At 62.4% G+C, this 11,832-nt stretch carries 11 protein-coding genes and 1 pseudogene; 6 read left to right on the top strand and 6 right to left on the bottom strand.

Features of this window, described 5'->3' with window-relative positions:
- Window positions 1–301 precede the first annotated feature (301 nt).
- Both E6W33_RS03185 and E6W33_RS03190 read left to right on the top strand, forming a co-directional pair.
- Window positions 302–1,984 (top strand): sigma-54-dependent Fis family transcriptional regulator, encoded by a 1,683-nt coding sequence (locus E6W33_RS03185; protein ID WP_136414176.1) that lies wholly within the window; start codon window positions 302–304, stop codon window positions 1,982–1,984.
- A 7-nt stretch (window positions 1,985–1,991) separates the two neighbouring features.
- A complete protein-coding gene (locus tag E6W33_RS03190; RefSeq protein ID WP_136414178.1) occupies window positions 1,992–2,717 on the top strand; it encodes an FCD domain-containing protein in 726 nt (241 codons plus the stop codon).
- Between the two features lie 7 nt (window positions 2,718–2,724).
- Here E6W33_RS03190 and E6W33_RS26890 read toward each other — a convergent pair whose 3' ends face one another.
- Window positions 2,725–2,889 carry a hypothetical protein gene (locus E6W33_RS26890; protein ID WP_168798490.1) on the bottom strand — a complete coding sequence of 55 codons (165 nt, stop codon included), beginning with the start codon at window positions 2,887–2,889 and terminating at the stop codon, window positions 2,725–2,727.
- 312 nt (window positions 2,890–3,201) lie between these two features.
- Between E6W33_RS26890 and E6W33_RS03195 the strand changes: the two genes are divergently transcribed.
- From E6W33_RS03195 to E6W33_RS03205, 3 genes are read left to right on the top strand one after another with little or no spacing between them, the layout of a single operon-like run.
- Window positions 3,202–3,624 (top strand): DUF1924 domain-containing protein, encoded by a 423-nt coding sequence (locus E6W33_RS03195; RefSeq protein ID WP_136414180.1) that lies wholly within the window; start codon window positions 3,202–3,204, stop codon window positions 3,622–3,624.
- 31 nt (window positions 3,625–3,655) lie between these two features.
- On the top strand, window positions 3,656–4,141 hold the full coding sequence (locus E6W33_RS03200; RefSeq protein WP_136414182.1) for a diheme cytochrome c: 486 nt from the start codon (window positions 3,656–3,658) through the stop codon (window positions 4,139–4,141).
- Window positions 4,113–4,838 carry a cytochrome b/b6 domain-containing protein gene (locus E6W33_RS03205; RefSeq protein ID WP_136414184.1) on the top strand — a complete coding sequence of 242 codons (726 nt, stop codon included), beginning with the start codon at window positions 4,113–4,115 and terminating at the stop codon, window positions 4,836–4,838. Before E6W33_RS03200 ends, E6W33_RS03205 begins: the two co-directional genes overlap by 29 nt.
- Window positions 4,839–4,936: 98 nt before the next feature.
- Here the strand turns inward: E6W33_RS03205 and E6W33_RS03210 are convergent, their stop codons facing one another.
- A complete protein-coding gene (locus tag E6W33_RS03210; protein WP_168798491.1) occupies window positions 4,937–5,431 on the bottom strand; it encodes a glycine zipper 2TM domain-containing protein in 495 nt (164 codons plus the stop codon).
- 91 nt (window positions 5,432–5,522) lie between these two features.
- A complete protein-coding gene (locus tag E6W33_RS03215; RefSeq protein ID WP_136414188.1) occupies window positions 5,523–6,038 on the bottom strand; it encodes a glycine zipper 2TM domain-containing protein in 516 nt (171 codons plus the stop codon).
- Between the two features lie 260 nt (window positions 6,039–6,298).
- On the opposite strand from E6W33_RS03215, the gene E6W33_RS03220 reads away from it, so the two are divergent.
- On the top strand, window positions 6,299–6,508 hold the full coding sequence (locus E6W33_RS03220; protein ID WP_136414190.1) for a hypothetical protein: 210 nt from the start codon (window positions 6,299–6,301) through the stop codon (window positions 6,506–6,508).
- A gap of 58 nt (window positions 6,509–6,566) precedes the next feature.
- Here E6W33_RS03220 and E6W33_RS03225 read toward each other — a convergent pair whose 3' ends face one another.
- The 3 genes and pseudogenes from E6W33_RS03225 to E6W33_RS03235 all read right to left on the bottom strand — a co-directional run bounded on the left by E6W33_RS03225 (window position 6,567) and on the right by E6W33_RS03235 (window position 11,755).
- The gene (locus E6W33_RS03225) at window positions 6,567–6,965 is read right to left on the bottom strand and encodes a hypothetical protein (RefSeq protein ID WP_136414192.1); all 399 of its coding nucleotides are present in this window, start codon (window positions 6,963–6,965) and stop codon (window positions 6,567–6,569) included.
- A gap of 467 nt (window positions 6,966–7,432) precedes the next feature.
- Window positions 7,433–9,601: pseudogene (locus tag E6W33_RS03230) on the bottom strand (copper-translocating P-type ATPase); the annotation flags it as partial.
- A gap of 477 nt (window positions 9,602–10,078) precedes the next feature.
- On the bottom strand, window positions 10,079–11,755 hold the full coding sequence (locus tag E6W33_RS03235; RefSeq protein ID WP_136414194.1) for a PAS domain-containing methyl-accepting chemotaxis protein: 1,677 nt from the start codon (window positions 11,753–11,755) through the stop codon (window positions 10,079–10,081).
- Between the last annotated feature and the right edge of the window lie 77 nt (window positions 11,756–11,832).

The following is an 11,832-nucleotide window of genomic DNA, read 5'->3' on the forward strand; positions in this document are numbered from 1 at the left end:
AAAATGTCGGAGATAAATAAAAATCTCGATATTATGAGTTTTGGATGCGGTGCAGCATTCTGCTTTTCCGTAGATTTTTGCTGGAGAATTAGACGGAAAATGCCGAAAAACTGGCCTCTTTATGCTGCATTGCAGCGCAAAGACATTGCCCTTTGTCTACTCATCAAATGATGAAGTGGCCCGATTCGGCTTGATGAAATGATCGATAATTCCCGATATTCAAGTAGAATCTCGATATTATTAGGGCTGCACAAATTCTGCGATCCGTTCGCACTCCACCACTTTCCGTTGGCAGGCCCCCATGATCAATTACCCGAAGGACCTCGATCTGCGCAGGCTGGTGCGCTTTTCCGCCGAGGACGGCACCATCTGGCTGGCGGAACACCGCATGGTCTTGCTGCATACCGCCGCGCTGGCCGGATTGCGCAAGGAATTGCTGAACACGGTCGGCCTCGAGCATGCGCGCCGCGTGCTCACCCGCATGGGCTATGCGTCCGGCGTGCGCGATGCCGAGCTGGCCAAGAAACTGCGCGCCGAGCAGAGCGTGGTCGATGCCTTCGTCGTCGGCCCGCAGCTGCACATGCTCGAAGGCAGCGTGAAGGTCAAGCCGATCAGCATCGACATGGATGTCGCGGCCGGCCGCTTCTACGGCGAATTCCAGTGGGATAACTCATGGGAAGCGGAATCGCATATCAAGGAATTCGGCCCGCAGAAAGATCCGGTGTGCTGGATGCTGCTCGGCTATGCCTCCGGCTACACCACGACCTTCATGGGCAAGTTCATCCTGTTCAAGGAAGTGAAATGCGTTGCATGCGGCGATCCGCACTGCTACATCGTCGGCAAGCCGGCGGAGGAATGGCCGGACGCCGCAGAACACATGGCGTACTACGAAGCCGATTCCATCGTCTCGCGCCTGCTCGAATTGAAGACGCAAGTCGATGCGCTGCGCTCCTCGCTCGAACAGCAGCGCCAGGTCGACAACATGATCGGCAGCTCGCCGGCTTTCCAGCGCGCCTACGACCTCGTGCTCAAGGCTGCGAAAACCAATGTGACGGTGCTGCTGACCGGCGAAACCGGCGTCGGCAAGGAACGCTTCGCGCGCGCCCTGCACGACATGAGCAAGCGCGCCGAACGGCCCTTCGTCGCCGTCAACTGCGCGGCGCTTCCGCACGACCTGATCGAATCGGAATTGTTCGGCGTGGAGAAAGGCGCCTTCACCGGCGCGCATGCAACGCGTGTCGGCAAGTTCGAGCGCGCCGAGGGCGGCACGCTCTTCCTCGATGAAATCGGCGAACTGCCGCTGGCGGCGCAGGCGAAGATCCTGCGCGTGCTGCAGGAAGGCGAGATCGAACGGCTGGGCGACGATCAGACGCGCAAGGTCAACGTGCGCATCGTCGCCGCCACCAACGTCGAGCTGCAGCAGGCAGTCAAGGACGGCCGTTTCCGTGCCGACCTGTTTTACCGCCTTAACGTGTACCCGATCGAGATCCCGCCCCTGCGCGAGCGCGCGCTCGACATTCCGCCGCTGGTCAATGCGATGGTCGAAAAATTCAATGCGGTGCACGGCAAGCGCGTGGCCGGCATCACCGACAAGGCGATGAAAGCGCTCAAGGCCTATCAATGGCCGGGCAACGTGCGCGAACTGGAGAACATGATCGAGCGCGGCATCATTCTTGCGCCGGCCGACGGCTGGATAGAACTCGATCATCTCTTCCCCAGCCTGAGCGAATCCGAGATGCGCGACATCGGCATCAGCGAGCAAGGCGCGCTCACGGAAAACCGGCCGCTGGAGCAGGAGCGTTTATGCGAAGCCTTCATCACCAGCGGCATGTCGCTCGACGAGATCGAAAGCATGCTGTTGCGCGAGGCGGTCGAGCGCTCTTCCGGCAACCTCGCCGGCGCGGCACGCATGCTCGGCCTCACCCGCCCGCAACTCACTTATCGCCTCAAGCGCAACCAGGACAACACTCCGGACAGGGAGTAGGAACATCATGCTGCACACGCAAAAATTCAATACCGCATTCCGCGAAGCGGACACCGCCCCCAACACCTTGACCGAAGGCACCTATCTTCAACTGCGCCGCGACATCATCGAAGGGCGGCTGCCGCCCGGCGAGAAGCTGCGCGTGGAACATCTGAAGGACCGCTACAACGCCGGCGCCGGCACGCTGCGCGAAGCGCTCTCCCTGCTGCTGTCGGACGCGCTCGTGGTCAGCGAAGGACAGCGCGGCTTTCACGTCGCGCCGATCTCGTTGACCGATCTGGAAGACATCACGCGCACGCGTGTGCTGGTCGAGGGAGAAGCCTTGCGGCAGTCGATACTCGCCGGCGACGATGAATGGGAAGCGCGGCTGGTCGCCGCATTCCACAAGCTGACCAAGACCGAGGAAAAACTCGGCGACCGCGAACAAACCAGGGTGCGCGAATGGGAAATGCGCAACCGCGAGTTTCATGAAGCGCTGATCGCCGGCTGCGATTCGCGCTGGCTGCGCTATCTGATCGGCCTGCTCTATCGCCAGTCGGAACGCTATCGCCATCTCGCGATTTCGCATCACTCGATACCGCGCGACGTGCATGCCGAACACACCGCAATTTTCGATGCAGCCCTCGCGCGCGATGTCGACAAGGCGCTGGCCGCCATCGAAACGCATATCCAGCTGACCTTTGAAGCGATTCGCCGGCTCATGCCGGACATCGAGGCGGCGAGCGGCGGTTAACAGACGGTCAGGTCATGTGCCGGTCCGCCGTCACGCTGGCGCTGCGGACTTCACCCGGGTGTGCGCCGAGGCTCATCGGGATGGAAAGAAAGGTCGTGAGAATCACCGGCACCATCGCGGCGCACACGACATAAAGGTATTGACGGATGAAAAGTGCGAGTACGGGGTGCATGGCAATTCCTTTCTTCTGGGTTAATGCCTGCATCGTGAGCGCGGCAGCTTAAGCGAATCTGAGGAGCGGCGTTGCGGCGATTTGCATAACTCCCCCTCGCTGTCCACGGAAAACACGGAAGACACGGAAAAAATGCGCCACCTACTCTTTCCGTGTCTTTCGTGTTTTCCGTGGACAATCGATTGTTTTGCCTACTCAACGCCGCGCACCGCAATCCAATCTCGGGCTGCGCAGTAGCATTGCGATAGGCGCTCTTAAGAATGCCTTAAGATCCGCTCGTGATCATGGGAACACTGAATGAAAGGAGTTTCCATGAATCTGTTGTCTTCTCATCGAATATTGTCAGCTTGTGTCGGCGCAAGCATCGGACTGGCCGCAGCCGCGCTGGTTCCGGCCGCACAGGCAGCCACGCCGGCGGAGCTGCTGTCCGGCTATACCGCCCAGGCCGGCGCACCGGCCTCGCCTGCCCGCGGTCAGCAATTCTTTACCTCCCGCCACGGTCATGAATGGAGTTGTTCCTCCTGCCACGGCAACGTGCCCACCCAGACCGGCAAGCACGCTTCGACCGGCAAGCCAATTCATGCCATGGCACCGGCCTTCAATCCAGAACGCTTCACCGATGCCGCCAAGACGGAAAAATGGTTCCGCCGCAACTGCAACGACGTGCTGGGCCGCGAGTGCAGCGCCGCCGAAAAGGCCGACGTGTTGAGCTGGCTGCTCACGCTCAAGCCGTAAGCATTCACACCCACTATCCGGAGAACCCAACATGACGTTTCCCACTCATTCCCCGGTGCGACGCAGCCTGATCGGCCTGGGCGCACTGCTGTGTTTCAACGTCGCCGCGACGGCCGGCGATCATGGTCGCACACGCGTTCCGCTGCTGCCCGCCTATCAGCAGGAATGCGGCGCCTGCCACGTCGCCTATCCGCCCGGCCTGCTTCCCGCCGCATCCTGGCAAAGGCTGATGAACAATCTGCCGCGCCATTTCGGCACCGATGCGTCGCTCGATGCCGCCACCACGAAGCAGCTCGACACCTGGCTTGTCGCCAACGCCGGCACCGGCAAGCGCGGCAGTGAAGAGCCGCCGCAAGACCGCATCACCCGCTCGCGCTGGTTCACGCGCGAGCATGACGAAATATCGGCGTCGACCTGGAAGCTGCCAGCCGTCAAGAGCGCCGCCAACTGTATCGCCTGCCATGTCCATGCGGACAAAGGAGAATTCAATGAGCACGATGTACGAATCCCGCGCTGATGCGGCCGCCACCGGGTCGGCAACCCGGCAAGTCCTGGTCTGGGACGTTCCGGTCCGGGTTTTCCACTGGCTGATGGTGCTGAGTTTCGCCGGCGCCTATCTCACGGCGGAAAGCGAGCGCTGGCGCCTGCTGCACGTCACGCTCGGCTACACCATGGCGGGCCTGGTCGGCTTCCGCATCCTCTGGGGGCTGATGGGCACGCGCTATGCGCGCTTCTCGAATTTCGTGCGCGGTCCGAAAGCCGTGACGCACTATCTCGGCTCGCTGGTGCACGGCAAGCCGGAGCACCATACCGGCCACAATCCGGCCGGCGCGCTGGCGATCCTCGCCCTGCTCGGACTGACGCTGGCGGTGGCCGCATCCGGCTGGGCCACCTACAACGAACTCGGCGGCGACTGGCTGGAAGAGGTGCACGAAGCGATCGCCAACATCATGCTGGCCATCGTCGGCCTGCACGTCGCCGCGGTGGTGCTGAGCAGCTGGCTGCATGGCGAAAACCTGGTGCGTGCGATGTTCACCGGACGCAAGCCTGGCAGGCCGGAAGAAGGCATTCGCAGCGCATGGCGCACCGTCGCCGCCCTGATGCTGGTAGCAGTGCTGGGCTTCTGGTGGCTGCAATGGCAGGGGGCGCCGTCGGGTGGCGACCTGAGCGGCGGCACCACGGTGTCGGCCAAGGCCGGGCATGACGACGACTGAAGCGTCTCGCTCCCGGCGCATCGCGATGCCGGAAACGAAAAACCCGCATGCCTGCGCATGCGGGTTTTTTCATTCAGCATCTCGACTGCGATCAGGCATCAATCATCATCGTCGTCGTGATGGTGATGATGGCGATGCTTCCAATGGCCGTACCGATACGGCGGGCCGTCGCGCTCGACGTAATAGACACGTTGCTCGATGACCGGCACCATCGGTTGTTGAATCACCTCGACACGCTGGCGCATGATCGGAACCTGGACATAGTCGACCACCGTACGGCAGCGCTGTACCGTCTGGTATGAAGGGTACGCAGGCGACGAGCGCGATGACATGCGATCGCCCACCACCGCGCCGGTCATGGCGCCGACTGCCGTGGCGACCGTCCTTCCATTGCCGCGGCCGACCTGGTTGCCGATGATGCCGCCCGCGATGCCGCCGACGATCGCACCGCCGTAATCTTGTCCGCGCGCCTGCACCGGAACCTGCTCGTTCCAGCACTCCTGGCGCGGACGTTCGACCGTCTGGTATTCCGTTGCCGATGCGGCCAGCGGCAATGCGATTGCAAACAGGATGCAACTTGCTTTGCTTAACATGATGGTTTCATTCGTGTTGTTTTTCATGGAGGCCCATTGTCATTGTCGACCACGCCGGGTGCCTCCGGACGGCTGTCAATACGATGCGATCTTACTGGTTCTTCTTGGCGATTTCGTTGCCAACATAACCACCGCCGATCGCGCCGGCGATGGTTGCAAGGGTGCGTCCGTTGCCGCGACCAACCTGGTTGCCGAGCAGGCCGCCGACCACCGCACCGACGCCGATACCGACCGGGCTGTTTTGCGCAACCGGCGGCTGCGGCGCGGGCGCCGGCGGAGCATAGGTGGCCGGCTGGGCGGAAGCGGTCGTCGTGTGATGCACGACATGCGTGCGGTGCACGGTGCGCGCGGGCTGCTGGTAGCTGGGCGGCGGCGCATACTGCGCAACAGCCGGAGCCGGCGTCTGCACCTGGACCGGAGCTGTTGTCGCCTTGCCATCTGCCGTTGCAGCAACCGGCTGCACGCTTGCGGCAGGAGCGGTCGTGCCCTGCGACGAAGGCAGGATGCCCGTCATGGCAGCGGTGCCGACCAGGCTGACCAGCATGACCGACGCGGCCGCGCCGGCCATCAAGGGGTGAAGACGTTTCGAGGATTGATTCGATTCCATGTTGGCTCTCTCTGAAAAAAATGAATGGCGCTGACAGGCATGTTAACGCCCGAGATCTGCCGGAAGATTTCAGCACGGTGTATCAGGAGTAAGCGAATGTAACTTCGCACAAAGACGCAGGCCTTGCACCGCGCACGGCAATTCCGCCGTACCGAGTTGCAACAATTTGTAAAGGCCGTCAGCGCTGCCGGTACAGCGCTCGTTATTCAGGCACACAAGGGAATTTTCTCCTTTGTCTTCAAACTGAAAGAGAGCACTCCATGAAAAAGATCGTCATCGTCGCCGCCTTGTTCGCCATTGCCGGTATCGCCAGCCTCGCCAACGCTCAAAATGCACCCGCTTCGGCTGCTGCCGCTGCGCCGTCCGCCAGTGCAGAAGCGCCGGCACCGGCAAAGGCACACAAGAAGCATGTCAAGCATGTGGCAAAGAAGACTCATGCCAAAAAGGCCAGCACCTCCGCAGCAAAATAATCAGCAGCCGCTGAAATGAAAAAGCCCGCATTGCGGGCTTTTCTGTTTTGGCAGCGGCTTATTTCAGCTTCCACCGAAATGTGCGCGGCTTCGGCTCGCCTGCACGCGCGATGCGCAATTCCACACTCGCCGGTGCTGGCTGCAATGCATTGAAGCGCAACATGCCCTTGCGATGATGGCCGCCCGGCGCGTCGCCCTGCCATGCAAGGGGCGGCGTCTGCCTGCCGTCGGGAGCGACGAGCGTCGCGTCCTTCAGCAAATCGTCCTTGAGTTCCCGGGAATGCGTGTCGAACACGACCTCGAAGTCCCAGGTCGCGCCTTGCAGGCTTCGCGGGGTCACCTTGACGGTGACGGCGAACTCATTGCTTGTTTGAGTGGAAAGTTCTTGCGCCGCCACACCTCCCGCGAACAGAAATGCGAGATGCAAAACAAGGATGCGAAAGATCAGGCCACACATTTTGCATGCTCCCTTGAAGCGTGAAGAAGTTTGCTTGCGACATACGCAACGCCGGCCGCATTCAACAGCAGTCCGACCCAGAAGAGCTGGATCTGGAATTGCGCCGCAAACGCCACCAGCCCGGTCGCGCCGAGTACCGGTGCGACATTGGCAAGATAGTGCGCACAGCACGAGATCATGGCGGCGGTGGAGGTCGTTCCTGACGCGGCGACCACCGCACCGGACTGCTTCGCGCGCTTGACCAGTTCGCGCAATTTCACGAACAAACCAACCTGAATGCCGAAACCGGCCGCCAGCGGCAGGATGAAATACCAGAAATTCGAGAACTGTTCGACGGTGAACGCCCATCCCGACACGAACGTCAGCACGACGAAATACACGCCAAGCATCAGCACGAAGGCCATCGCACCGAACGCGGCGGCGCGCGAGACGGTGCCGGGTAGCGCGCCTGCAGTCGTCGTGCTTCCGCGTAGCCGCAAGGCATTGGTGATCACCGAGACCGAACTCAGGCTCATGGCGAGCGCGGCGATCATCGGCGACAGCAACTGTCCCGTGAAGGGATACAGCAGCCCGGCAGCCAGGGGAATGCCGAGCGCGTTGTACACGAATGCAAAGCCGAGGTTCTGGCGCATGTTGCGCACCGTATCGACCGATAGCGAGCGCGCTCGCGCAATCGCACGCAGGTCGCCCTTGACCAGCGTCACATGCCCGCTGTTGATCGCTACATCGGTGCCGGTGCCCATGGCGATGCCGACGTTCGATCTGGCAAGTGCGGGCGCATCGTTGATGCCGTCGCCCGCCATGGCAACGATCCTGCCTTCCTTCTGCAGGCGCTCGACCAGTTCCAGCTTATCCTGCGGCTTGACCTCGCCGTAGACCTGATCGATGCCCAGCTTCCGCGCGACCGATCTGGCGGTCGTGACGCCATCGCCGGTCGCCATCACGACCTGCAGACCCGCCTCCTTCAAATCATGGAGCGCTTCGCGGGTGGTGGCCTTCACCGGGTCGGAGACGGCGATCAGGCCGACCAGCCTGCCGTCGGCGGCAAGATACATCACGCTGGCCCCCTCCTTGCGCAGCGCTTCCGCCTGGCTCGCCAGCACATGCCAGTCCACCTGCTCGGCATCCATCAGTGCCGTATTGCCCAGCGCGATGCGACGACCGGCGAGGCTTCCGCGCACGCCGATTCCGCTCGACGATTCGAAGGACTCCGGCTTGTCCAGCGCCAGGCCGCGACGATGCGCCTCCGCGACGATGGCGTGGGCGAGCGGATGTTCGCTGCCTTGATCGATGCTTGCGGCAATCAGCAGCACGTCCTGCTCGGTGAAACCGGGAGCCGGAGCGACGCTGTCGAAGGCGGGCTTGCCTTCGGTCAGCGTTCCGGTCTTGTCCACGATCAGGGTGTCGATCTTGCGCATGCTTTCGATCGCCGCCGCGTCGCGGAACAGGATGCCTTGCGTTGCGCCGCGCCCGGTGGCAGCCATGATCGACATCGGCGTGGCCAGCCCCAGTGCGCAGGGGCAGGCAATGATCAGGACGGCGACGGCATTGACGAAGCCATACACCCAGCTCGGTTCGGGACCGAACAGGCCCCAGCCGAGCAGCGTGAGCAGCGCAATGCCCACCACGATCACCACGAAGTAGCCGGCCACTACGTCGGCCAGCCGCTGCATCGGCGCGCGCGAGCGCTGGGCATTGGCGACCATCTGCACGATCTGCGAGAGCACGGTCTGCGCACCGACTTTCTCGGCGCGCATGATCAGGCTGCCGCTGCTATTGATAGTGGCGCCGATCAGCTTGTCGCCGGCGCGCTTGGTGACGGGAACCGGCTCGCCGGTCAGCATCGATTCATCGACTGCGCTCTCGCCTTCCAGCACGGCGCCGTCGACCGGAACCTTCTCTCCGGGACGCACGCGCAAGGTGTCGCCGATATGCACATGCGTGAGCGGCACGTCCTCCTCGCTGCCGTCGCTGTTGATGCGGCGTGCCGTCTTGGGCGCGAGCCCGAGCAGCGACTTGATGGCGGCGGAAGTCTGGGAGCGCGCCCTCAGTTCCTGTATCTGGCCCAGCAAGGTCAATGAAATGATGACTGCGGCGGCCTCGTAATAGACGCCGATGCGGCCATGCGCGACAAAGGTCGGCGGAAACAGACCGGGCGCAGCGGTCGCGACGAGACTGTAGCCGTAGGCCGCGCCGACGCCGGTCCCGATCAGCATCCACATGTTGGGGCTGCGATTCTTGATGGATTGCCCCCAGCGCGCAAAGAAAGGCCGGCCGGCCCACAGGACCACGGGTGTGCTGATGGCAAGCTCGACCCAGCTCTGCGCCGGTATGCCGCCTTCGACGAGCCGGTGCCCGAACATCGCCATCGAGGTCACCACCAGGGTCAGCGGCAACGTCCACCAGAAGCGGCGGCGGAAATCGATGAGCTCGGGATTTTCTTCTTCCTCCAGCGAGGGCATCACAGGTTCAAGCGCCATGCCGCAGATCGGGCAGCTGCCCGGACTCGTCCGGCGAATCTCGGGATGCATCGGACAGGTATAGACGGTTCCTGCCGGCGCGTGCCGGGCAGGGTCGGTTACGGCAGGATCTTGCAGGACGGCATGGTCGTGGTGGCGGTGCGTGCTGTCGGTCATTGGATGCCTCCAGGCTTTCCAGATCGAAACGCGAGCGAGGGTGCGCGGAGGCAAGAACCCGGATCGGGGCAATGCGTCACGCCGATAGTGTCGATACGTTTTTCGTATCCATGTGAAGTCATGGTAAGGAATGAACTGACAGGGTGAATGACCCAGGTCAAATGTATCGGGATGAGATGCCATTCTGCCTGCAGGCACATTCGCGTGCGGTGAGGTGAGATGACACAATGCGCGAGCCAGAAGCGCCGCGGCAGCATCTTTTCCATGAGCGTTGCCTGAGCGGCCGGCGTGGATGCCCGCCAGTCAGGCGGCGTGCGTCCCGACTAAGCTCATAAAAAACTGTGAGATGGATGTGGTCCGTGTCGGATGCGATGCAAGGCGCCTGACCCGACGCAGTGCGAGCACTGTCAGGGGCGGGCAACGCAATAGCGCGCCGACTTGGGCCACAGACAGTTACAGTTTTTTATGAGCAGGTACTCAGGTTGTCGTCGCGTGTTTCGCCTGGTGCCGGCCCGCGCGTGGGGTGGCAGCGATGCGCGCAACCGGCACCGGCGCCAGTCGTGCCAAGGCCGGCCGGTTTCGTTCGAGCCGGAACACCGAAATCGCTTGCGACAAGCGCTGCGCCTGGTCCGCCAGCGACGCAGCCGCACCTGTTGCCTGTTCGACCAGCGCAGAATTTTTCCGGGTCGCTTCATTCATCTGCGTGATCGCGCGATCGATTTGTTCAATGCCGGCGTCCTGCTCTTCCGACGCGGCCGAGATGTCGCCCATGAGGCTGCTCACGCGTTTAACGGAATCCAGTATTTCGCTCATCGTCGTGCCAGCCTGAGCCACGAACACGTTGCCGGCCTTGACGGATTGTGCCGCGGTGTCGATCAGCGCCTTGATTTCCTTGGCCGCCCCGGCGCAGCGTTGCGCGAGGTTGCGCACGTCAGCTGCGACGACCGCGAAGCCTCGCCCCTGTTCTCCTGCGCGTGCTGCTTCGACGGCGGCATTCAGCGCCAGCATATTGGTCTGGAAGGCAATGCCATCGATCAGTCCGACGATATCCACGATCTTGCGTGACGACGTGCTGATGTCAGCCATGGTGCTGGCGACTTGCTCGACCACCTCGCCGCCCTTGACGGCGACCTCCGCCGCCGAGAGTCCGAGCTTGTTCGCGTGCAGCGCGTGCTCGGCATTTTGCTTCACCGCCGAGACGAGTTGCCCGATGTTCGCGGTGGTCTCTTTCAGGCTGGTCGCCTGCGCTTTGGTGCGGGAAGACAGGCCGATGTTTCCGGCCATGATGCCTTCCGTGCCGCTGGTGATCGATTCGATGTTGGCGCGCACGTCGCCGATGATCGCCAGCAGATTGACGTTCATCTGCTCGAGCGCGCCAAGTAGCTGGCCGATCTCCCCGCGCCGCGCCGCATTGAAGCCGGCCGACAAATCGCCGCCCGCGATGGTGCGCGCGGTTTTCGTGGCCTCCCGCACGGGCTGCACGATCGCTGCATGCAAGGCATGCCAGATATAGAGCGACAACAAGGTGCCGGCGCCGCTCAGCGCGGCGACGGTCCACGCCAGGCTGGCCGATTGCGGCAGCGCCCCCTTGAAACCCAGGATTCCCATCACGAGCAGCAGCAGGCACATCGCACTCATCTTCAGGCCGAGTGATATTCCCATGGGCAGATGCTTGAGCCTATCGATGCGGCCCGCGAGCCCGGTACGCACCAGCACGCCGTGCCGCAAGGCCATGTTCTTCGCCTGTCCGCTGCGCATCTTTTCATACAAGGCGGTGGCTGCCTCGACTTGCTGCCGGCTCGGCTTGGTCCGCACCGACATGTATCCGACAATGCGGCCGTCTTCATGCACTGGCGTGACATTGGCCTGCACCCAGTAGAAGTCACCGTTCTTGCGCCGGTTCTTCACCAGCCCTGTCCAGGGGATGCCGGCCTTCAGTGTTTCCCACAGGTCGGCAAAGGCTTCCGGGGGCATGTCGGGATGCCGAACCAGGTTGTGTGGCGCGCCGAGTAATTCGTCTTCGGTGAATCCGCTGACTTCGATGAAGTAGGGATTGATGTAGGTGATTTTCCCCTTGATGTCGGTCTTGGAGACGATCGCGAGACCATCGCGCAGGAGGTATTCAGCGTCGGATACCGGCAGGTTTTTGCGCATCGAGTGTCTTCTCCTGTCAGGGCGGCTCCTGCAAGAAACGCGCTCTTCACGCGGCGGAAGCGGCGCTGCACATGGCG

It is taken from the genome of Herbaspirillum sp. ST 5-3 (genome assembly GCF_004804275.1).
Lineage (GTDB): Bacteria > Pseudomonadota > Gammaproteobacteria > Burkholderiales > Burkholderiaceae_D > Noviherbaspirillum.